This window comes from Streptomyces sp. NPDC090022 (assembly GCF_044748145.1).
Classification (GTDB): Bacteria; Actinomycetota; Actinomycetes; order Streptomycetales; family Streptomycetaceae; genus Streptomyces.
The window spans coordinates 80,200-102,166 of record NZ_JBIVFN010000017.1; the positions used below are offsets into that span (position 1 = coordinate 80,200).

The 21,967-nt window shown below is 70.4% G+C and carries 18 protein-coding genes, 1 tRNA gene and 1 pseudogene; 9 read left to right on the plus strand and 11 right to left on the minus strand.

The window, feature by feature from the left end; translation table 11 throughout:
- Positions 1–450 precede the first annotated feature (450 nt).
- Positions 451–1,206 (minus strand): GntR family transcriptional regulator, encoded by a 756-nt coding sequence (locus tag ACIPXB_RS25995; protein WP_401453786.1) that lies wholly within the window; start codon positions 1,204–1,206, stop codon positions 451–453.
- 664 nt (positions 1,207–1,870) lie between these two features.
- Here ACIPXB_RS25995 and ACIPXB_RS26000 point away from each other — a divergent pair.
- From ACIPXB_RS26000 to ACIPXB_RS26010, 3 genes are all read left to right on the plus strand, one after another.
- Positions 1,871–2,095, plus strand: coding sequence for a hypothetical protein (locus tag ACIPXB_RS26000; RefSeq protein ID WP_401453787.1), 225 nt, complete (start codon positions 1,871–1,873; stop codon positions 2,093–2,095).
- Positions 2,096–2,102: 7 nt separating this feature from the next.
- Positions 2,103–3,071 carry a GntR family transcriptional regulator gene (locus tag ACIPXB_RS26005; protein WP_401453788.1) on the plus strand — a complete coding sequence of 323 codons (969 nt, stop codon included), beginning with the start codon at positions 2,103–2,105 and terminating at the stop codon, positions 3,069–3,071.
- Between the two features lie 917 nt (positions 3,072–3,988).
- Positions 3,989–5,335, plus strand: coding sequence for a ricin-type beta-trefoil lectin domain protein (locus ACIPXB_RS26010; protein WP_401453789.1), 1,347 nt, complete (start codon positions 3,989–3,991; stop codon positions 5,333–5,335).
- Positions 5,336–5,388: 53 nt separating this feature from the next.
- Here ACIPXB_RS26010 and ACIPXB_RS26015 read toward each other — a convergent pair whose 3' ends face one another.
- A complete protein-coding gene (locus ACIPXB_RS26015; RefSeq protein WP_401453790.1) occupies positions 5,389–5,859 on the minus strand; it encodes a hypothetical protein in 471 nt (156 codons plus the stop codon).
- An 839-nt stretch (positions 5,860–6,698) separates the two neighbouring features.
- Between ACIPXB_RS26015 and ACIPXB_RS26020 the strand changes: the two are divergent.
- A pseudogene (locus ACIPXB_RS26020) lies at positions 6,699–7,184 on the plus strand (tyrosine-type recombinase/integrase); the annotation flags it as partial.
- A gap of 68 nt (positions 7,185–7,252) precedes the next feature.
- Here the strand turns inward: ACIPXB_RS26020 and ACIPXB_RS26025 are convergent.
- Positions 7,253–7,329, minus strand: a tRNA-Thr gene (locus tag ACIPXB_RS26025).
- Positions 7,330–7,523: 194 nt separating this feature from the next.
- Here ACIPXB_RS26025 and ACIPXB_RS26030 point away from each other — a divergent pair.
- The 4 genes from ACIPXB_RS26030 (at position 7,524) to ACIPXB_RS26045 (ending at position 11,934) form a co-directional block, all read left to right on the plus strand.
- Positions 7,524–8,612 (plus strand): ABC transporter ATP-binding protein, encoded by a 1,089-nt coding sequence (locus ACIPXB_RS26030; protein WP_401453791.1) that lies wholly within the window; start codon positions 7,524–7,526, stop codon positions 8,610–8,612.
- Positions 8,613–8,698: 86 nt separating this feature from the next.
- Positions 8,699–10,387 carry a hypothetical protein gene (locus ACIPXB_RS26035; RefSeq protein WP_401453792.1) on the plus strand — a complete coding sequence of 563 codons (1,689 nt, stop codon included), beginning with the start codon at positions 8,699–8,701 and terminating at the stop codon, positions 10,385–10,387.
- Between the two features lie 232 nt (positions 10,388–10,619).
- The gene (locus tag ACIPXB_RS26040) at positions 10,620–11,033 is read left to right on the plus strand and encodes a hypothetical protein (RefSeq protein ID WP_401453793.1); all 414 of its coding nucleotides are present in this window, start codon (positions 10,620–10,622) and stop codon (positions 11,031–11,033) included.
- 112 nt (positions 11,034–11,145) lie between these two features.
- Positions 11,146–11,934 (plus strand): NDP-sugar synthase, encoded by a 789-nt coding sequence (locus ACIPXB_RS26045; protein WP_401453794.1) that lies wholly within the window; start codon positions 11,146–11,148, stop codon positions 11,932–11,934.
- Positions 11,935–12,076: 142 nt separating this feature from the next.
- Here the strand turns inward: ACIPXB_RS26045 and ACIPXB_RS26050 are convergent, their stop codons facing one another.
- The 6 genes from ACIPXB_RS26050 to ACIPXB_RS26075 all read right to left on the minus strand — a co-directional run bounded on the left by ACIPXB_RS26050 (position 12,077) and on the right by ACIPXB_RS26075 (position 18,642).
- Positions 12,077–13,666: a DoxX family membrane protein gene (locus tag ACIPXB_RS26050; RefSeq protein ID WP_401453795.1), complete on the minus strand. Its 1,590-nt coding sequence runs from the start codon at positions 13,664–13,666 to the stop codon at positions 12,077–12,079.
- A 245-nt stretch (positions 13,667–13,911) separates the two neighbouring features.
- Positions 13,912–14,868, minus strand: a complete 957-nt coding sequence (gene rlmB / locus ACIPXB_RS26055) for a 23S rRNA (guanosine(2251)-2'-O)-methyltransferase RlmB (protein WP_401453796.1) — start codon at positions 14,866–14,868, stop codon at positions 13,912–13,914.
- 109 nt (positions 14,869–14,977) lie between these two features.
- Positions 14,978–16,381, minus strand: coding sequence for a cysteine--tRNA ligase (gene cysS / locus ACIPXB_RS26060; RefSeq protein ID WP_401453797.1), 1,404 nt, complete (start codon positions 16,379–16,381; stop codon positions 14,978–14,980).
- Positions 16,382–16,488: 107 nt separating this feature from the next.
- Positions 16,489–17,058, minus strand: coding sequence for a 2-C-methyl-D-erythritol 2,4-cyclodiphosphate synthase (ispF, locus tag ACIPXB_RS26065; protein WP_401453798.1), 570 nt, complete (start codon positions 17,056–17,058; stop codon positions 16,489–16,491).
- A complete protein-coding gene (gene ispD, locus ACIPXB_RS26070; protein WP_401453799.1) occupies positions 17,048–17,833 on the minus strand; it encodes a 2-C-methyl-D-erythritol 4-phosphate cytidylyltransferase in 786 nt (261 codons plus the stop codon). Before ispD ends, ispF begins: the two co-directional genes overlap by 11 nt.
- Positions 17,834–18,159: 326 nt before the next feature.
- Positions 18,160–18,642 (minus strand): CarD family transcriptional regulator, encoded by a 483-nt coding sequence (locus ACIPXB_RS26075; protein ID WP_401453800.1) that lies wholly within the window; start codon positions 18,640–18,642, stop codon positions 18,160–18,162.
- Between the two features lie 604 nt (positions 18,643–19,246).
- On the opposite strand from ACIPXB_RS26075, the gene ACIPXB_RS26080 reads away from it, so the two are divergent.
- Complete coding sequence (locus tag ACIPXB_RS26080; RefSeq protein WP_401453801.1) at positions 19,247–19,945, plus strand: DUF461 domain-containing protein; 699 nt, start codon at positions 19,247–19,249, stop codon at positions 19,943–19,945.
- 120 nt (positions 19,946–20,065) lie between these two features.
- On the opposite strand, the gene ACIPXB_RS26085 is transcribed toward ACIPXB_RS26080, so the two are convergent.
- Entirely contained in the window at positions 20,066–20,746 is a 681-nt protein-coding gene (locus ACIPXB_RS26085) for a response regulator transcription factor (protein ID WP_007265514.1), read from the minus strand.
- Positions 20,743–21,966 carry a sensor histidine kinase gene (locus tag ACIPXB_RS26090; RefSeq protein ID WP_401453802.1) on the minus strand — a complete coding sequence of 408 codons (1,224 nt, stop codon included), beginning with the start codon at positions 21,964–21,966 and terminating at the stop codon, positions 20,743–20,745. The genes ACIPXB_RS26085 and ACIPXB_RS26090 overlap by 4 nt, the downstream gene beginning before the upstream one ends.
- Position 21,967 lies beyond the last annotated feature (1 nt).

Below are 21,967 nucleotides of genomic sequence, written 5' to 3' on the forward strand. Positions count from 1 at the left end.
GCGACGGTCTTCCGGATGTCGAAGGCCCCCCGTCATGATCGGCGGGGGGCCTTCACCCACGGAGCCCCCTGTCGGGTTCGAACCGACGACCCCCGCTTTACAAGTTCGATCAAGCCCCTGCCGGGCACCCACACCCCACGCCCGATGCGCCCTCGCCGGACCGCGGAACGCTGCCGCTGTCCACCACCGTTGACGTCACTCGTGGATGCCAGCGGAACATCTCGGGCATCGGGCAGACCTCCATTGGTTCGTCCGGCCGATCGGCCCAGTGCCACCACAAGTGCCGCTCCGCACAACGCCACAAGGCTCGGCAGGCGCGCTTGTCGTCCTCCTCGCGCTGGAAGAGGAGAAACCCGTGCCACTGCATCGGCTCGTCGCACGACGGACAGATGGGAGGTCCACTCGACATGAGGCGCAACATACCTCGGCTGCCGCGAGCAGTCTCCGCCACTACCGGCTGACGGGCACCTCGTAGACGATCTCGCACAGCGTGGCGGGCACGACGATGTCCGCCGTCTCGACGGGCCGCCCCTCGTCGCTGTAGTACGTCCGCCGGATGCGCGTCACGAAGGACCCCTTCTGGATCCCGAGGAGCGTGGCTTCCTCCGCGGTCGCATGCGCCGGCTCGGGCTGCTCCACGGCGTGGGTGACCGTGATGCCGATGACGGCCATCCGGTTCACGACGCCCTCGCCCGCGTGCGGCCCGCCTTCAGGCAGGACGACGATGGTCCCGCCGGTGAGGTCGTACGGCTCCCAGCTGGTCGACAGCTGCACGGGCCGACCGTCCGCGAGGAACTCGTACGTGGTCCGCACGCACAGGTCCCCCTCGGCGATCCCGAGCCGCGCGGCGATCTCGGCCGGCGCCGGGACCTTGGCCTCCATGCGGCTCTCCCAGTCCCCGAGCCTGCCCATGGCCCTCATGTCGGACCGGAACGGCGATCCACCGCCCTGCTCCCGCGCCACGGAACGAACCACCCGCACCCGCTGCCGCGGCTCGGCGACGTACGTCCCCGACCCCGCACGCCCCTCCAGCACGCCCTGAGAGATCAGCAACTCCTGCGCCCGACGCACCACGTTGTCGCCAACGCCGTGTTCCTGGGCGATCTGGGCTCGTGAGGGGAGCCGATCCCCCGGCGCCCATTCGTGCGCCGCGATCCGCTCTCGAAGGACATCCGCGATGCGGAGGTATGGCGGCTGCTCAGGCATATGGAAAATCTAGTCCACTCTAATCTAGTTAACTAGCTTCACGCAGTGTCATCATCCGGCAACGGAGGCTCGTCTGTGCCCGCTTCGAAGCCAAGCGCCGAGAACATCGCCGCCGGGTTGTCCGCCCTCCGATTCATCACGCGCGTGGAGCCGCACGCCCACCGGACGACGATCGAAGCGGAGGTGCCGGAACCCCTCCCCGCGCAGGCATGGCGGGAGGCCCTGGACGTGGTGGCGCAGGCAGACCGATTCGGCCTCCACGCCAGCAGCGAGAACGGCCGCACCTTATGGGCCGCCGTACACAAAGCGGTCCCCGCTACGGGCGACGTCCGGGGACCTGGCCATCAGCGATAGGAGCTGATCAGCGTGCTCAACCGTATCCGCCGCGCGGCGCCACCCACCAGAGGCCGGCGCCCGGGAAGCCCTCACCGCCGCACGCCCTTACCGTCCACGGCCCGCCAGCACCTCTCGCCGGCGGAGGCTTCCTGATGCTTCACGCGAAGGCAGCGCCGTACCACTCGACCGCATGCCGCATCGGCACTCACCACGACTGCGCGCACTCCTCCCCGGCCACGGCCCCGCTCGGCATCCCCGTCATCTACGAGGCGTGCGCCTGCTCCTGCCACGCGCCGGCCACCCGTCACGTGCCCACGGAGGCAACGGGATGACGTCATGGACCCCCAGCGGCGCCATCGCCTCCCGGGTGGAGATCACCTCGACCAACGTGCAGCGCGGCGACGTCATCCAGGTCGGCGGCCAGCCGCACCGAGTGATCGACATCCGCCAACTGCCCCGCGGCGCCAAACGTCTCCTCTTCGAGACGGGCGAGCAACTGACGATGCACCGTCGCACCCGCCTCATCGCCCTCCGAGTCCTCAGAAGGTGGTGACCAACCCGTGCCCACCCTCCGCGACACCATCGCCGCAGATCTCCGCACGCAGATCACCACCGGCCGCCTCAACCCCGGCGAACGCCTGCCCTCAGAACCGCAGCTCGCGGCCCACTACAAGGCCAGCACCCCAACCCTGAGGCAGGCCCTGGCACTCCTCCAGGCAGAGGGCCTCATCGACAAGGTCCACGGCAAGGGCAACTTCGTCCGTCCCCCACGGCGCCACATCACGTACGCCGGCGGTGGCCGGACCTTCTTCGACCCGCCCCTCCAGATCACCGTCCGCACCACCAACCTCCGCGCCCGGGGCCACCTCAGGACCCTGCTCAAGGTCACGTCGAACAGCCTCCTGACCGAGTTCCTGTGCATCACGCACGAGGACCAGACCCCCCGAGGCCTGGCCCGTATCTACGTCCCCCGCGACCTGGCGCCGGCCACACTCTCCGGCTCGTCGCCCTGGCCCTGCGGGACAAGCACCGGCTGGACGGAGATCCGCGAGACAGTCACGGCCCGCCTCCCCACCCCAGAGGAAGCGACAACCCTCCGCATCAGCCCCACTCTGCCCGTCCTCGCGATCACCAGGGTGGCCACCAACGCCAGGGGGCGTCATCGAAGCCGCACTTCAAACCCACCCGGGCGACAGCACCAACGCTGTCTTCACCACCCACCCCACAACCGAAGAGAGCGAGACGGACGCATGACGCCCCACGACCAGCTACGGCTCCTCCCGTGGTCGGGCCCCGACGGCAAGCCGTGCTTCCTGAGCACCGACAACAGCAACAGCCTCCTGTCCCGCCTCGCAGACACCACCGAAGCCCTCCAACTCGACTCGGCCGTCGACCTCCTGGACGACGCGTCCGCGATACTCCGCGCCGACGAGACCACCTCGGAGGACCTCCGCGCCCTGGCCACGGACCTCGCCCGCTCCTTGCAGGACACCCTGCGCGTGGCAGAAAGCCGCAGCCACCGCCACTGAGCCAGTCACGGACAGCGATAACGCCGGCCGAAAGAGCCCCACTGCACGGGACGGTTCTCGGCCAACGAACCAAGAAGCTCCAACGACGAGAAGCCCCGGCCCGTTTCGGGGCTTCCCTTCCACGGCTCCAGAGGGCCCGTGCGTCTCAGGCGTTTCTGCATTTCAGGGCTCAGCATGGGCCCGTAGCAGCCGACTAGTCCATGAATAGGCCTCGGTCAGCTCCCGGCTGGAGACGCCCACTCCTGCCGCGGCGGCAGCTCAGACCGAGACCTGAGCGCCGACACCGTCCTGGTCATGGACGGGTGGCCCACATCACGCATGCAAGTTTGGTAACTACGCGTGAAACACGGCGCTCGCTGCAAACACGGCCGCCCCTTCGTCTGGGTCACTGTTCACCTCGAACAGGTTTCAGCCGACACTCAATGCAGGGTGATGAATTCGCGCCAACAATCGATCTAGCGAGCGAAAAATTGGATCCCCTCACTATGCTACCGATGCATCACTGACGAGTAGTGGGGGGAGTGACTGTGCGAATAGGTCGAGCCGCTGCAGCTGTTCTCTGTCTGGCCGCGATGATAACGACACTGTTTTCTCCGAGTGCAGTGGCGAAGGAAAAAGAGGCAGGCGAATGGATTTGGTCTAGGTCGGCGGAGCCGCCGAAACTCGAGCTGCTCGGCGCACCCTTTGGGGTGAGCCGTAAACCCCTTCAACCCTTACGTGTTGAAGGGTCCAAGGAACCTCCTCGTCCCGCAATTCCCACACCAGAATACGAGAGGTTAACAAAAGAGCGCAGCAGGGACCATTATGCCGCTGACGGCACTTCTCAGCCCGCCTCACCAAGGGTGGCAGGTCTGCCAGACTTTAACGCGTGCAACGCCGATCAAAAGGGACATGATCCCTATGGATTCGGCCACGTGATGAATCACTTCGAGTTCTGCCGGTGGGGCTACAACACTCTGACCAAGCTCGACGGAGCGGGGCGTGTCGAGGGGCAGGTGAGGTTCAAGGAAACCGAAGTCGGGCAAGGGTCCGGCGAAAAGCGGGTCGGAACCATTCACACAAAAGTCACCGAGGTGACAGTGACGGGCACCTTCGTCGGTGCCTCAATGACTATGTCACCGTCGGCAGCCGGGCACCCCGGTGCCTGCACTACGACATTTGGATCGTCATCATCCTACGTCGAACCCCTTGCTTCATGGGGAGATACGTACATCTCCTACGATGTTATCGGGCATGCCCTGCAGGGCGATCAAGCCAGAATAGACAAGCCTCTGTTCTGCAACTTCCAGAGCAACTGGAAAGTGAGCGGCCCTAAAGGCACGTCTGACTGGCATCACGCGCCCGAGCAGGCGATGCGAATGGATTCCGCCAAATATCTCGAGAAGTTCGGGAGTCAGGGTGCGGAAGGTGCGATCTTCAACCGAATAATTCCCTGGTTCACCTATGACTACGACGATGCCAGCGTGAAGCAGGTAGCGGAGCATATCTTCTCTGCTTATGTCAACCCGCTGAGCACTGAACCCCGAGTCGACGTTGCGAAGAAGATTCCGGGGGCGTACAGCAGCACCTCCATGCTCACCCGAAACTACTCCGACTTCAACGATGATTCCAGGAGAATCCAGGCAGCCAACACAAAAGCAAAGGATGCCGCTTGCAAAAACCTCGTGAAAGGTGACCCCACCTACCAATGCGATGAGTTTCCTTTCGCGTCCACCAAAGAAGGAGCCGGCTCCGGGGAGAACTTCTCCGTCCGCTACGTTCCTGGTGTGGTGAACGGTAGTGCAGGTGGAAAGCTGGCCGCATGGTATTCGCAGGAACGAATCCTGGATGGTGACAAATTTCAGGTACAGATCCTGAATCAAGGCAAGCTCGTCCCTGGATCACTCCTCTCGATGCACTCAGGCAAGGCTCTGGACGTCGGGGGCTGGGCTAACGGCGCCTCGGTTCAGATCTGGGACTATTGGGGCGGCCCCAATCAGGACCTCACGTACAATGACGACAATCAGTTGCGAGTCTTCGGAAACAACTGCCTGGACGGTGGGGCGGGCACGCCAGGCACAAGGGTTACCAGTCAAGCCTGCTCAGGCACTGCTTCACAGAAGTGGGTAGCGGGAACCTCTATTCCAACCTCCGCGCCGATGATATTCCATGTCCCGTCAGGGCTCTGCCTGGATGTGAATGCCTGGGGTACCAGCAACGGCACTCCACTGATCCTCTGGCACTGCAATGGGGCGGATAATCAGAAGTGGCGGGCGATCGGATAGCCCGAGGGTGGATGCGGGGCCTGCGGGGTGCATTCCGCAGGCCCCGCATTGCATTACCGCTCGGTGAATTGGATCAGATATTCCTCGAGCCCTTCGATGGGATACACCGTCCCCATCAATTCCTCATGCCGCTCGCGTGCCGTATCACCCCCTTTACGCCACACGTTAAGCTCGTATTCGCTATACGGCCTCAGGGAGAATGACGCGTGCGGGCCATCAATCGTGAGGAAGGTTGCATCCCCACTGAACGTTAGGTAGCGGCCACTCCCGATCAGATCGAAGTCCCGAGACGGAACCTTGGAGAGATTCTTTCGAATTTCGACTGTGATCAGGGGAGAGTGGGTTCCGATGAGGCTCATGAACCGGACAGCGCCGCGGGACATTCTAACCGGAACTTCGTCAATCTCGAGTTCCAGCCAGGCGGGAGCCGAATACTCTTCGCCCGACCTGGACTCCTGGATTCCGAAGATACAGCGGTCAACGGGAAGGTGAAACGTTGCCGCGTACAGGGCGTCATCTGACATGGCTAGAGGATACCGACGGGGTGCGGGTTTCTCTTGAAAATACTATTCTCGGCCGTGAACGAGTGCGAGGCGGGGGTATGCATCCGGCCTGGAGTCAGCGCCTGGCATCGTGCTGACTGCCGCTCACTGGAAGATTGAGAACGGACTGGCCCACCATCTGGCGGAGATCTTTAACAGTCGCTTCGTGAACAGTGCGAGTGACGCATGCCTTCGGCCGAGACGAGTCTGTACTCCTCCAACAGGGCCCTGGAGCATCCCGCTCGGCGCACGCCGCATCACGTCCCTGCTGTCATCCCGTCTGCGGTCGACCCACACGTATGTGGAGCGGGCACGGGTCCTGGCGTCCAGGTGGAGCGCGCCACTGTACGAACGACCTGGACGCCAGGACCCGTGTCTGCTCGGCTTGCCTGGGTCGACGGCAGACGGGATGACAGCCCCGCCCCCACCACAAACCGGCCCGCACCCGCACGGCCGGCCTCGGTCATCCCAGAGCCTGAGCGCCCCCGCCGGAGACATCGTTCTGACCTACTCATGGCAGCGGGCCTTGGTGCACCCGGGTCAGGCCTTCGGGGGGCCGGAGTTGGTCAGACAAACTCGGCGGATACGGCATAGGCCTGAGTTGGTGCGGGCGGGCGTCGTCGTCATGCTCGGCTTGGCAGCACGGTCGGGGCGAAGGCTGTCGTGCAGTTGGCGACGCCCAGCCTCGGAGCGAGTCTCCCGCCCATCAGCCCCTTGCCGGATCTTCGGCGTGCGGGTCGGCGGCCGGGGTGGAGCGGGGCGGAGACAGGAGCGCAGGCCCGGGCGACGGGCGCGCTCGCCGCGCTGTGCGCGGCGGGTGCCTTGACCAGCGGGTGATCCACGTCCGCAACCAGACCCAGCGCCGTCGCGGCGTCCTCTACGACGCCGACCCCAAGAGCCGCCGACGTCGGGTCGTACCCATCCCCTCCCTGTGCGTCGCGCCGCTGCGCTGGCACCGGATGCGGCAGACCGAGGCCAGGGCCACGGCGGGCAAGGACTGGCACGACTCCGGTCATGTCTTCACGACCCGGACCGGTCGGCCCGTCGAGCCGCGCAACGTCTACCGGTCCTTCATCCGCGTGGCTCAGGGCGCCGGGCTCCGCCCGGTCCGGCTGCACGACGCCCGGCACGGCACCGCCACGCTCCTCACCGCGGCCGGCGTCCCGCCCCGGGTCGTGATGGAGATCCTCGGGCACAGTCAGATCAGCGTCACGATGAACGTCTACGCGCACGTGGTGCAGGACACCCAGCGCGCGGCCATGAGCCACATGGACCAGCTGCTCCGCAGACGTCCCGGTCGTCGGTGACCGTCCCCGTTGATGTCAGACGTGGATGTCAAAGGCCCCTCGCCAAGATCGGCGAGGGGCCTTTTCCCTGGAGCCCCCTGTCGGGTTCGAACCGACGACCCCCGCTTTACAAGAGCGGTGCTCTGGCCAGCTGAGCTAAGGAGGCATGCTGCCCGTGCAGTGTACCCAGGGCCGGGGCGGGTGGCTGTCGGAAATCTCACGGGCGCGCTGGCCCGCGGGTGCTGACAGGACGGGCGGGGGCGGGTAGCGTCACCAGCGGTCCGTTTCATGGACTAGACCAGACACTCCTTCCACTCGGATCGTCCGGCACGTTCCTGCCGGTAGAAGGGATGCATCACCATGGCTTCTGTCACCTTCGACAAGGCGACCCGGCTGTACCCCGGCGGCGACAAGCCCGCCGTCGACCAGCTGGAGCTGCACATCGAGGACGGCGAGTTCCTCGTCCTCGTCGGGCCCTCCGGCTGCGGCAAGTCGACCTCCCTGCGCATGCTCGCGGGTCTGGAGGACGTCAACGGCGGCTCCATCCGCATCGGCGAGCGCGACGTCACGCACCTGCCGCCCAAGGACCGGGACATCGCGATGGTGTTCCAGAACTACGCGCTCTACCCGCACATGTCCGTCGCCGACAACATGGGCTTCGCGCTCAAGATCGCCGGTGTCGACAAGGCCACCATCCGCAAGAAGGTGGAGGAGGCCGCGGACATCCTCGACCTGCGCGCCTACCTCGACCGCAAGCCCAAGGCCCTCTCCGGCGGTCAGCGCCAGCGCGTCGCCATGGGCCGCGCCATCGTCCGCCAGCCGCAGGTCTTCCTCATGGACGAGCCGCTGTCGAACCTCGACGCCAAGCTCCGCGTCTCCACCCGTACGCAGATCGCCGGCCTCCAGCGGCGTCTGGGCATCACCACCGTGTACGTCACCCACGACCAGGTCGAGGCCATGACCATGGGCGACCGGGTGGCCGTGCTCAAGGACGGTCTGCTCCAGCAGGTCGACACCCCGCGCAACATGTACGACCGCCCGGCGAACCTGTTCGTCGCCGGGTTCATCGGCTCGCCCGCCATGAACCTGGTCGAGGTGCCCATCACCGACGGCGGCGTGAAGTTCGGCGAGAGCGTCGTCCCGGTCTCGCGCGAGGCGCTGTCGGCCGCCGCCGACGCCGGCGACCGCACCGTGACGGTGGGCGTGCGCCCCGAGCACTTCGACCTCTCCGACGAGGGCGGCCTGGCCGTCACCGTCAACGTGGTCGAGGAGCTCGGCGCCGACGGGTACGTGTACGGCACGGCCGAGGTCGGCGCCAAGGCCGGCGACCTCGTGGTCCGCGTGAACGGCCGTCAGGTGCCCGAGAAGGGCTCGGTCCTGCACGTGACCCCGCGCGCCGGCGAGATCCACGTGTTCTCGACCTCGACCGGCGAGCGCCTCGCCGACTGAGGACTGAGGCACCCGAAAGGTGCGGAGGGGGACCGGACGGCCCCCCTCCGCTCGCCCGCCGCCCCCCGGGCCCGCAGCGTGGTCCCATGGACCTGCGCCTGGATCCCCTGCCGGGACAGTGGACCGCCCGCCACGCCCGCCCCGACCCGCTGCGGCACGGCCCGGCGGCCGTCGCCGCCGCGTACACCCTCCTCCAGCTGCTGCTCGTCGTCCCCGGCACCGGCCTCGGCTGGGACGAGACCGTGTACGTCAGCCAGGTCGACCCGCACGCCCCGGCGGCCTTCTTCAGCGCCCCCAGGGCCCGCGGCATCACCTTCCTCGTCGCCCCGGTGACCTGGTGGACGGCCGATCCCACCGTCCTGCACGCCAGCCTCGCCCTGATGTCGGGGGCCGCGCTCCTGCTCTGCCTGCGGGTGTGGCGGCCGCTGCTGCCCGCGTCCGTGCTGACGGCCGCCGCCGCCCTGTTCACCGGCCTGTGGATCACCCTCCTCTACGGACCGCAGGCGATGCCCAACCTGTGGGTGGCCTACGGCGTCCTGGCCGCCGTCGGCTGTTTCCTGCGCGCCGCGACCGCCCCCACCCCCGCCCGGGCCCGGTGGCCGCTGTGCGGGCTCGCGGCCGCCCTGTGCGCGGTGGCCCTGCTGCGCCCCTCCGACGCGCTGTGGCTGGCGGGCGCGCTGACCGCGGCCGCGGCCCTGGTCCGCCCCTGGCGGCGGCCGGTCCTGCTGCTCGCGGTGGCGGCCGGCGCCGCCCTGGGGGCGGCGGAATGGATCGTCGAGGCGGAGTGGCGGTACGGCGGTACGGCGGCGCGGCTGCGGCGGGCCGCCGAGATCCAGGGCGGCCTGGAGTGGCGGCCGGCCCTGGCCGACCAGGTACGGGGGCTGGAGGGGCGGACCCTGTGCCGGCCGTGCGCCGGGGTGCCGTGGCGGCGGCCGGTCACGGCGCTGTGGTGGTTCCTGGTGCCGCCCGCGGTCGCGGCCGGCCTCTGGGCCGCCGTACGCGGAAGGCGGCAGGCGGGGTGGGAACGGCGGCCCCGAGGGGGCGGCCCGCCCACCGACGCCTCCGCCGGCTCGGCGCACATGGCCGCCGGCTCGGCGCACGCGGCCGCCGTGGCCGGCTCCGTGACCGAGGCCGACGCCGGGCCGGCCGCGTCGGCGAGGGTCCACATGACCTGGGCCGACCGGCCTGCCGCCGTGCCGGCGCTGGTCCTGGCCACGGCGGCGGCGACCGCGCTGGCCCTGCCGTACCTGCTGTTCCTCGGGTACGCCGCACCGCGCTTCCTGCTCCCCTCCTACGCCCTGCTGGCCCTGCCCGCCGGGGCCGGCCTGGTCGCGCTCGTCCAGCGGATCCGGTCCGACGGCTGGAACCGCGCGGCCGCCCGGCTGCCCCTCGCCCTGCTCGCCGTGGTGCTCGCCGGACACTTCGCCGTCCAGTACGCCGTGCTGCACGCGGTGGTGACCCGTGTCCGGGCCAACCACGTGGCCTTCACCGCGGTGGCGAAGGAACTCACCGCTCAGGGGGTGCGGCCCCCGTGCGTGGTGAGCGGGCACGAGGCGGTGCGGGTGGCGTTCCGGCTGGGGTGCTCCTCGCGGCAGACCGGCGGGCACGACGCCAGCGTCACGGCGGCGGAGCTGGTGCGGACGGCCCGCGACCGGCCGGTGGTGGTGCTGACGGCCGGCGACCGGCCGGTCCCCGCCCACGCGCGCGGCTGGCGGCCCGTCCGGCTCCCGGACCTGCCGGGGGTCACGAACTACCGGGCATACCTGTCTTGGTGAGCGGGCAGGAATCACGGCCGGGCGGGAGGACGGCCCCCGCGCCCCCGCCCGCCGCCCGCCGCCCGCCGCCCGCCGCCCGCCGCCCGCCGGGACAGGTCGCCAAACTCCCCGGCAGACCGGCGCATTTCGAGTCCCCGTACGTCAACACCCCATTCGAAAAGCCACGTCGAACCATCCCCCGACAGGGTGACTAAATGTCGCCAAATCTTCACCGAGCGCTACTCTCGCCCTCGTGACCCACACTGCTCGCCGTATCGGCCGTTCCCTCGCCCTGGTCCTGCCCGTCGTCCTGGTCCTGTCCGGGACCCTCGCGGTCACCATGGTCCCCTGGGCCGACAACACCCCGTCCCAGATCCTGACCGCCTCCGCCGAGGACGTCTCCGTGCCCGCCAAGCCGCGCACCGCGCAGGACGTGCTGCGCGAGAAGCTGCTCAGCGAGCTCCAGCAGGGCAAGGAGCCGGGGGTGGTCCTCACCCACCTCCAGCAGGAGGTGGACAAGCGGCCGTCACTGGCCGAGCACTGCGCCGGCATCGCCCGCGCGCTCGGCCGGGCCGCGGTGGAGGCGTACGGGCCGACGAGGGCCCAGTCCCACGCCCGGCCGGTGTGCGACACCTCCTACGCCGCCGGGGTCGCCTCCATCAGCTGACGGGACCCCGAAGGCGGCTGACGGACACCCCGAAGGCCCGCCACGGCACCGTCCGGCACCGTCACGGCCGTCACCCGGCCCGGCCGCCCCCACGGCTGCCTAGGCTGCTGCCATGACGGAACCCTCCGCGTCCCTTCCCGCGACGCCCCGCCCCACCACCGAGTCCGTTCCCGCGGCCGCGTACCGGGCCACCCCCACCCAGGCCGTCGTCCTGGCGGGTGGCCAGGGTTCGCGGCTGCGGCCGTATACGGACGACCGGCCCAAGCCGATGGTGGAGATCCCGGGCACCGGCACGCCGATCATCGGACACCAGCTGGCCTGGCTGGCCTCCGAAGGGGTCACGGACGCCGTGGTCTCCTGCGGGCACCTGGCCGGCGTCCTGCAGGACTGGCTGGAGTCGGCCGAACTCCCGCTGCGCGTCACGACCGTGGTGGAGAAGGAGCCGCTGGGCCGCGGCGGCGGGCTGAAGTTCGCGGCGGCCCGGCTGCCGCACCCGGACCGGCCCTGGTACGCGACGAACGGCGACATCTGGACCCGGTTCTCGCTGCGCGAGATGGCCATGTTCCACGTGGAACGCGACGCCCTGGCCACGCTGGCGCTGGCCCGGCCCCGGCTGCCGTGGGGCGTGGTGGAGGCCAACGAGTTCGGACAGGTTCTGGACTTCATCGAGGCCCCGCCGTCGCCGTATCCCGTCAACGCCGGCGTGTACGTCTTCGCCCCCGAATTCGCCGCGCTGCTGCCCGACTTCGGCGACCACGAGCGGACCACCTTCCCGCGGCTGGCCCGCGAGCGGCGGCTGGCGGGCTTCCCGCTGCCCCAGGGCGCCTACTGGCGGGCGATCGACACGGCGAAGGACCTGACCGAGGCCGCACGGGAGTTGGCGGCCCAGACGGGCCCCTGAGGGCTTCCGCGGGTGTTGCCCGTACGTACGCGTCAGGGCCCGGTGCGCGAGCGGCGCACCGGGCCCTGACGTACGTACGGTCCGGACGAGAACCGGAACCGGCAACCGGTTACCAGGAAGCGGTAACCGGCAACCGGGAGGGTCAGCCGCCCAGGAGGCCGCCCACCAGGCCCGGCTGCTTCGACGGCGACTCCCCGCCGCCACCGCCGCGGGTGCCGCTGCCGCTGCCGCTGCCCGCCGACGAGGACGGCGCCCGCTGCTGCGGGGTCGACTGGCGGGGCGAGGTGCGCGGAGTCTGCTGGCCGGAGGTGCTGCCGCGGGTCGCGGTCGGGGACTCGGCGCCGGCGCTCTCGCGGCCGGTCACCGCCCCCGGGGTGCTCCGGCCGGCCTTGGCCGGCTCCGACGGCTTCACAGAGGGCTGGGCCGGGGCGACCGGCTGCTGCTGGACCGGCCTGCGGGAGGTCGAGGGCTCCTGCGGAAGGGGCTGGCCCGGCAGGTAGTTGGACGGGGCCTGGCCGGGGCCGGGGACGGTGACCACGGTGGTGGAGCGGACGGCGCCGCCGAGCAGCGAGCCGACGATCAGCGTGAGACCGCAGACGACGGCGGCCATCACGGCACCGCGCCGCAGCACGCGCCGGCGCAGGCGCCAGACCTCCGACCGCGGGCCGAGGGTGCGCCAGGCCTCGCCGGCGAGCCGCCCGTCGAGGGAGTAGACGGGGGCGCCCGCGATGATCAGCGGACTCCAGGCGGCCAGGTAGATGATGTCGGGCGCGTCGTAGGCGGGGACGGTCTTCCAGCTCACCGTCATCAGCAGCGCGGCCGAGAGCAGGGCCCCGAAGCAGGCGGCGAACCGCTGCCAGAGCCCGAGCACCGTCAGCACGCCCACGATGACCTGGAGGAAGGCCACCGTGAGCCCGGCGCCGACCGGGTGCGCGAGGGCGAAGTCGCGCAGCGGCTCGGCGAGGGCCCACGGGTGCAGGGTGCGCAGCCAGGTGACCATGGAGCCGCGCTCGCCGCCGTCGAAGTAGACGGGGTCGCACAGCTTGCCCATGCCCGCGTAGATGGAGATGAAGCCGAGGAAGACGCGCAGCGGGAGCAGCACGACGCCGAGGTTCATCCGGCGGCCCGGGTAGTACGAGGCCTGCCCGCGCGCGTCGGAGCCGGCCCGGCCGGCCCGTTCGGCACCGGCCGCCGCGGGCCCGTCGCCCGGACCGCCACCGCCGCCGTAGGGGGGCTGGTGCGCGTACGGCAGATCGCGCACGGGGGCCATCGCGCGCGTCTCGTCGGGGTCGCCGTAGCTGCGCTGGCCGATGACGGTCGGGGTGGGGAGGGTGTCCTCGGCGAGGTCGTGGTCCAGGTCGATCCGCGGGATGACCTGGGTGGCGCCGCCGTCGAACCCGTCGCCGAAGCCGTCGTGGCCGCGGCCGGCCTCACGGACGGCCTGGAGCAGTCCGCCGGTGGCAGCCGCGGCGTCGCCGCCGGGGCCCGACTTGCCGCTCCACACCACCGGCGCGCGGCGGCGGGTGGCGCCGGCGGCGGCGACCACCGCGCCGCTGAGGGCCGGGATACGGCCTGAAGTGTCCGGGATCCTGGGACGCGCGCTCGGGCTCGGTGCGAGCCGGACGCGGAAGCTGGCGTGGTTGACGATGACCTGTGCGGGGTCGCACGGCACCTTGACCATGCTCAGCGCAGGCTGGTCGTCGAACCGGGGCGTTCTGGTGTCCACACTCATCTAACCGAGTGATCAGTGTTTAGGACACTGCCTTGACTTCGGGGATCTGTCCGAGGCCCGTCAAACGATCTTTTCCGGCCATTCGGAGGCGCCCCCGGCCCCGTCCGGCGTACCCGTGTCACCCTGCGCGGGCGACACGGGCACGGGAGGGTTTGGCGCGCGGGGCCCGACCCGAACGGCCGGAACCCGACCGGACGGCGGCGGACCGTACGGGTCACGCGCCGGACGGTCACGCGCCCGACCGGTTACGCGCGGCGGCGGGCCGCCTCGTACAGGACCACACCGGCGGCCACACCGGCGTTGAGGGACTCGGCGCCGCCCGGCATCGGGATCCGCACCAGGTAGTCGCAGGTCTCGCCGACGAGCCGGCCCAGGCCCTTGCCCTCGGAACCGACGACGATGACGACGGGACCGCCCAGGGCCTCCAGGTCGCCGATCTCGTGCTGGCCCTCGGCGGCCAGGCCGACGACGGTGATGCCGGCCTTCTTGTAGTCCTGCAGGGCGCGGGTCAGGTTGGTGACCCGCGCGACCGGCGTACGGGCGGCGGTACCGGCCGAGGTCTTCCAGGCACCGGCGGTCATGCCGGCGGCGCGGCGCTCGGGAATCACGACGCCGTGGCCGCCGAAGGCGGAGACGGAGCGGACGATCGCGCCGAGGTTGCGCGGGTCGGTGACGCCGTCGAGGGCGACGATCAGCGGGTCCTGGCCCTCGTCGTACGCCTCGGCGGTGAGGTCCTCGGGGTGCGCGTACTCGTACGGCGGGACCTGGAGGACCAGGCCCTGGTGGTTGAGCCCGTTGGTCATGCGGTCGAGCTCGGGACGCGGGGCCTCCATCAGGTTGATGTTGCCGCGCTCGGAGGCGAGCTGGATCGCGTCGCGGACCCGCTCGTCGTTGTCGATGAACTGCTGCACGTACAGCGTGGTGGCCGGAACGCCGTCGCGCAGCGCCTCGAAGACCGGGTTGCGGCCGACGACCATCTCGCTGGTGCCCTTCGGGCCGCCGCGGCGCGGGGCGGGGCGGCGCTTGGCGGCCTGGCGCGCCATCGCGTTGGAGACGCGGAACGCCTTGTGGCCCTTGCGGTCCTCGGCCTTGGGCGTGGGGCCCTTGCCCTCGAGGCCCTTGCGACGCTGGCCACCGCTGCCGACCGTCGCGCCCTTCTTGTTGGACGTGCGACGGTTCCTGCGCTGGCTGTTCCCGGCCATGACTACCTGTCTCTGTTATCTGTAAAGAAAAGTGCGTATGTATGCCCAGTGTGCCGCCCCCACCGGGCGGGCGGCACCTTCAGCTGGGCTCAGCGGGTCCCCGAGGTGCTCAGCCGCGCGGGCCGAGCGTCCAGCGGGGTCCCGTCGGGCTGTCCTCGATGACCAGGCCCGACTGCTGGAGCTGGTCGCGGATGGCGTCGGCGGCGGGCCAGTCCTTGCGGGCGCGAGCGGACTCGCGCTGGTCCAGGACCAGCCGTACGAGGGTGTCGACGGCGCCGTGGAGGTCGTCGCCGCGGTCGGACTCGCCGGCCCAGTGCTCGTCGAGCGGGTCCAGGCCGAGGACGCCGAGCATGGCCCGTACCTCGGCCAGGCGCGCGATGGCGGAGTCCTTGTCGTCGGCGGCCAGGGCGCTGTTGCCCTGCCGGACCGCGGTGTGGATGATCGCGAGCGCCTGCGGGACGCCCAGGTCGTCGTCCATCGCCTCGGCGAAGGCGAGCGGGACCTCGGCGGCGGGCTCGACGGGGCCGCCGGCCTTCTCGACGACGCGCTGGACGAAGCCCTCGATGCGCGCGAAGGCGGACTCCGCCTCGCGCAGGGCCTCCTCGCTGTACTCGATCATCGAGCGGTAGTGCGGGGTGCCGAGGTAGTAGCGCAGGACGATCGGGCGCCACTGCTTGACCATCTCGGAGACGAGGACCGAGTTCCCGAGGGACTTGGACATCTTCTCGCCGGACATGGTGACCCAGGCGTTGTGCACCCAGTAGTTCGCGAACGTGTCGCCGAACGCCTTGGCCTGGGCGATCTCGTTCTCGTGGTGCGGGAAGATCAGGTCCAGGCCGCCGCCGTGGATGTCGAAGGCGCTGCCCAGGTACTTGTGGGCCATCGCCGAGCACTCCAGGTGCCAGCCGGGACGGCCGCGGCCCCACGGGGTCTCCCAGTCCGGCTCACCGGGCTTGGAGGCCTTCCACATGGCGAAGTCGCGGGGGTCGCGCTTGCCGGTGATGCCCTCTTCCTTCGGCTGGCGCAGGTCGTCGATGTCCTGGTTGGACAGCTCCAGATAGCCGGGGAAGGACCGCACGTCGAAGTAGACGCTGCCGTCGGCCTCGTACGCGTGGCCGCGCTCGATGAGGCCGCGCATCATCTCGATCATCTCGGGGACGTGGCCGGTGGCGCGCGGCTCGTAGGTCGGCGGGAGGCAACCCAGGGCCTTGTAGCCGTCGTTGAAGGCGCGCTCGTTCTCGTAGCCGATCGACCACCAGGGGCGGCCCTGCTCGGCGCCCTTCGCGATGATCTTGTCGTCGATGTCGGTGACGTTCCGGACGAACGTGACGTCGTAGCCGCGGTAGGTCAGCCAGCGGCGGATGATGTCGAAGTTCAGGTTGGAGCGGATGTGCCCGATGTGCGGGGCCGCCTGAACGGTGGCACCACACAGGTAGATCGAGACGCAGCCCGGCACGAGCGGGGTGAAGTCGCGGATCTGCCGGGCGCTGGTGTCGTACAGGCGAATAGTCACGGCATCCAGGGTAGTGCGCGTACGGCAGTGCCCCGCGACCCTTTCGGGGCGCGGGGCGCGTTTGTTGTCACAGGGCCACCGGGGCGCGGGCGCCGTGCCTGCGGGGCTCAGGCTCCGCTCGTGCGGTACACCAGGGCGGTCGCGATGGCGGCCAGTCCTTCGGCGCGGCCGGTCAGTCCGAGGCCGTCGGTGGTGGTGCCGGAGACGGAGACGGGGGCGCCGGCCGCCTCGCTGAGCGCCTTCTGGGCCTCGTCACGGCGCTTGCCGACCTTCGGCCGTACGCCGATGACCTGCACCGACACATTGCCGATGGTGAAGCCTTCGGCGCGGACGATACGGGCGGCCTCCGCGAGCAGGGTGACGCCGGAGGCGCCGGACCACTCGGGGCGGGAGGTGCCGAAGTGGGCGCCGAGGTCGCCGACGCCGGCGGCGGAGAAGAGGGCGTCGCAGGCGGCGTGGGCGGCGACGTCGCCGTCGGAGTGCCCGGCCAGTCCGAACCCGTCGTTCTCGGGGCCGTCCCAGAGCAGGCCCGCGCACCACAGCTCGCGGCCCTGCTCGAAGGCGTGGACGTCGGTGCCGATGCCGACGCGCGGGACGAGCGGGGCGGCCGGAGCTCCCTGAGCCGCGGCGTCCGCGGTGGCTGCGGCGTCCGCGGTGGCTGCGGGGTCAGTAGACATCGGTGGCCCTCCTGCGGGCGAGTACGGCCTCGGCGAGGACCAGGTCGAGCGGGCGGGTGACCTTGAAGGCCTCTTCGTGGCCGGGGACGACCATGACGGTCACCCCCAGCTTTTCCACCATTCCGGCGTCGTCCGTGGCGCCCTCGCCGTTGACGGCGATGGTCTCGTGGGCGCGGACCAGGGTGGCGCGGTCGAAGCCCTGCGGGGTCTGTACGGCGCGCAGCCGGGACCGCTCGGGGGTGGCGACGACCGGTTCGGGCGCGCCGGGCCGGCCGGCGGGCTCGACCTCCTTGACGGTGTCGGCCAGCGGCAGGGCCGGTACGACGGCGGGCGCGCCCTCGCGGACGGCCTCGACGACCGCGTCGACGGTGTCGACGGGGACGAGCGGGCGGGCGGCGTCGTGGATGAGGACGCTGGTGACGTCCTCGGGGAGGGCGTCCAGGCCCGCGCGTACGGATTCCTGGCGGGTGTCGCCGCCGGGGACGACCAGGATGTCGGTGCGGTCGGGCAGCGCGTGCTCGTCGAGGAGGTTCTTCACCTCGGCGGCGCCGTCGGACGGCGCGACGACGACCACGAGCGAGACGGCGCGGGAGCGGGCCATGGCGCGGACGGCGTGGATCAGCATCGGCGTGCCGCCGAGGGCGCGCAGGGCCTTGGGCGCGCCGGGGCCCAGCCGTACGCCGCGGCCGGCGGCGGGGATCACCGCGGCCGTGCGGTGGGGGCGCTCGGGACGCGTGGGGGGCGCGGGGCGCTCGGGGCGCGAGTCGTCATACATCGGGATGGCTCCGCTAGCTCCGGGAACTCGGCCAGGTTTGTGACTTCGGCCGACGTGGGTATGGCCTGAAGGGTGCCGGGTGCGCTGCCCTCGCCCCTTCCGTGACGACCGGTCGAGCCGGCTGCCCGGACCCGGCACACCAGGGAACGAAGGACGCGCCGGGTGGGAACGCGTGGCGTGCGGCAGGCGCGTGGCGTGCGGTAGGCGCGTGGGGTGAAGAAACCAGACATGCCGCAGCGCCCGGCGACAGGCCCCTCAGTCCGGTGAGGACATGAGAGGCACGGTCATCGGGCACCGCGGCACACTGTGTGGAACGGTTCGTCGCGTCAGGACGCGAGGACCTCGTCGAGGAGGGCCTCGGCCTTGTCCTCGTTGGTGTTCTCCGCGAGCGCGAGCTCGCTCACCAGAATCTGACGCGCCTTCGCGAGCATGCGCTTCTCACCCGCGGACAGCCCGCGCTCGCGCTCACGACGCCACAGGTCGCGCACCACTTCGGCGACCTTGATGACATCGCCAGAAGCGAGCTTCTCCAGATTTGCCTTGTAGCGCCGGGACCAGTTCGTCGGCTCTTCGGCGTACGGTGCACGAAGCACCTTGAAGACCCGGTCCAGCCCGTCCTGGCCGACTACATCGCGAACGCCGACGAACTCCGCATTGTCCGCAGGCACACGAACCGTCAGGTCGCCCTGGGCGACCTTGAGCACCAAGTAGGTCTTGTCCACGCCTTTGATCTGGCGAGTTTCGATGGCCTCGATCAGCGCGGCCCCGTGATGGGGATAGACCACGGTGTCGCCAACCTTGAACGTCATGTGACAGGTACCCCTTCCGTGGCTATCCAGGGTAACACGAGAACTGACTGTTCTGAATGGCGTTTTCGCAGGTCAGGGCATATCTCAGGGCTTGACAACAGCGCCGGGGACGTGCTGCGGAGGGCTTCCGGAAGGGGGTATTCGCAGGTCGGAGGCGCTACGCGGACGGGGGGAAACGACCACGTTACACCTGACGGGCGACCCCGCCGACGTGATGTACGTCCCGTTTTGCCGGTTTCGAAGGCGCGATACCGAACTACTCCGTCCGACTGGCGGGACACCGTACCGATCGGGTTCCGGCCCAATCCGGAATTGATCACGAAGCACCGTTCGAAGGAATCCCGGAAATTGATCATCGGTGGATCGGGAGTGGATCAGCAGTGGATCAGGAGTGGCCGCCGGCCGATAAACGAACACGTCCGCAAGGGCGGTCGCGCGAACCCCCTGCACGGCCGGGCGAACCGCCCGGTCACCGTGGCCGGAGGGTCGGGTGCGGGGGCGGGGTGGCGGCTCGGTAACCTAAGCGCGCTGACACACCCTTAGGGCGGCTTTACCTCCCGCCTCCACGACCCTCCGTCCGTACGTCCAAGGAGTTGCCGCCGCCGTGAGCCGCAGCCTTCGACGCGGCGCCCTCGCCGCCGTCGCCACCGTGTTCTCGATCGGATCGCTCGCCGCCTGCGCCGCGGGCAACAACGCACAGACGCTGGGGATCAAGCCGGACAACGCGGCGGTCACCAAGGGCGACATCAAGATCCAGAACGCTCTGGTGATCACCCAGGGCGAGAAGGAGAAGAAGGGCCCGGCCGTCGTGTCGGCGACCGTCTTCAACGCCGGCGACAAGCCGCAGACCCTTGACTCGATCACCCTCCCGGGTGCCAAGGGCAAGGTCGAGCTGAAGCCCGCGACGGGCGGCGGCAAGATCACCGTCCCGGCCGGCGGCTCGGTGGTCCTGGGCGGCAAGGGCAACGCCTCGGCCGTGATCGAGGGCGGCCGCGAGGCCGTACAGGACGGCGACGCGCAGAAGGTCGTCTTCCAGCTGAGCTCCACCGGTGACGTCGCGCTGGAGGCCTTCGTCGTCCCGTCCACCGGCTACTACGCGGCCTACGGCCCGTCCGAGGCCCCGGCGGCCTCCCCGGCCGCGGGCGCGAACCCCTCGGGCACCCCGTCCACCGGCCCCGGCGCGTCGCCGTCGGGCAGCCCCTCGGGTACGCCGTCGAAGCCGGCGGGCGGTGCCACCGGCACCCCGTCGGGCTCCCCCTCGGGCACCCCCTCGGGCTCGGCCTCGACCGGCGCCGGCCACTGACGCGCCGCAAGCGGACATACGAGGAGGGCCCCACCCGGATCACCGGGTGGGGCCCTCCTCGTCGTACACGTGCGGTCGGGGCTCAGATCCGCTCCGCGGCCGGTCGGCCGGCCGGCCGGTCTACGGCTCGAACTTGTAGCCGAGACCGCGCACCGTGACCAGGTAGCGCGGCGCGCCCGGGTCCGGCTCGATCTTGGCGCGCAGGCGCTTGACGTGGACGTCGAGGGTCTTGGTGTCTCCGACGTAGTCCGCGCCCCAGACCCGGTCGATCAGCTGCATGCGGGTGAGCACGCGGCCCGCGTTGCGCAGCAGCATCTCCAGGAGGTCGAACTCCTTCAGCGGGAGGTCCACCTTCGCACCCGCGACCGTCACCACGTGGCGGTCGACGTCCATCCGCACCGGGCCGGCCTCCAGGGCCGCCGGGGTGACCTCCTCCGGCTCGCCACGGCGCCGCAGCACCGCGCGGATGCGGGCGACCAGCTCCCGCGAGGAGAAGGGCTTGGTCACGTAGTCGTCGGCTCCTATTTCCAGCCCGACGACCTTGTCGATCTCGCTGTCCTTGGCGGTCACCATGATGACGGGCACGTTCGAGCGGCCGCGCAGCTGGCGGCAGACCTCGGTGCCGGGCAGCCCGGGCAGCATCAGGTCCAGGAGAACGAGGTCGGCGCCGTTGCGCTCGAACTCGTCCAGCCCGTCGGGCCCGGTCGCGGCGATGGCGACCTCGAAGCCCTCCTTGCGGAGCATGTAGGACAGGGCGTCGCTGAAGGATTCCTCATCCTCGACGACGAGCACTCGGGTCACGGAAGGACCTCCGGGGCAGGGGTGGTGGCAGGTTCTGGTTGGGGCACGGGTCTGGCCGGAGCCGGTGCGGCAGCCTCCGGAAGCCGCAGGGTGAACGTGGAGCCCTGACCCTCGGAGCTCCACACCGTGACCTCCCCGCCGTGCGAGGCGGCCACGTGCTTCACGATCGCGAGGCCCAGGCCGGTCCCGCCGGTGGCACGGGAGCGGGCCGGGTCGACGCGGTAGAAGCGCTCGAAGATGCGCTCCCGGTCCTTCTCGGGGATGCCGATGCCCTGGTCGGTCACGGCGATCTCGATCAGGTCCCCGCCCTGTGCGGCGACGCGGCGAGCGGCTATCCCGACCCGGGTGCGGGCCGGACTGTAGTTCACCGCGTTCTCCACGAGGTTGCCCAGGGCCGCCGCGAGCTGGCCGCGGTTGCCCCGGACCCGCAGGTCGGCGGTGCCGCCCGAGGCCATGGTGATCTGCTTGGAGGACGCCGTGTGGCGGCAGCGGTCGATGGCCTCGGCCACCAGCGTGTCCACCCGTACGGGTTCCGCGTCCTCCAGCGGGTCGTCGTTCTGGACCCGGGAGAGGTCGATGAGCTCCTGGACCAGGTTGGTCAGGCGGGTCGCCTCGATCTGCATGCGGCCGGCGAAGCGCATGACCGCCTCGGGGTCGTCGGAGGCGTCCATGACGGCCTCCGAGAGCAGGGAGAGCGCTCCCACGGGCGTCTTGAGCTCGTGGGAGACGTTCGCGACGAAGTCGCGCCGTACCGCTTCGATGCGACGGGCCTCGGTGAGGTCCTCGACCAGCAGGAGCACGAGCCGGGAGCCGAGCGGCGCCACCCGGGCGGAGACCGCCAGGGCCTCGCCGCGGCCGGTGCCCCGGCGCGGCAGGTCCAGCTCGACCTGCCGTATCTCGCCGTCGCGGCGGGTGTCGCGGGCCATGTGGAGCATCGGCTCGACGGCGAGCTTGCCGCCGCGCACCAGCCCGAGGGCGTACGCGGCGGAGCTGGCCTTGACGACCGCGTCCCCCTCGTCGAGCACGACGGCCGAGGAGCGCAGCACGGAGAGGACGGTGTCCACGCCGGGCGGAAGCACCGCGTTGATGTCGGGGCGCATGGCGCTCCGCGTCGGGCGGGCCTGGTCGCGCTCGCTCCAGCGGAACGCCAGCATGGCGATCACGCCGGTGCACAACCCGGCGATCGCTGCCGCTGCGGCGACCGCCGCGTTCACGTCCATG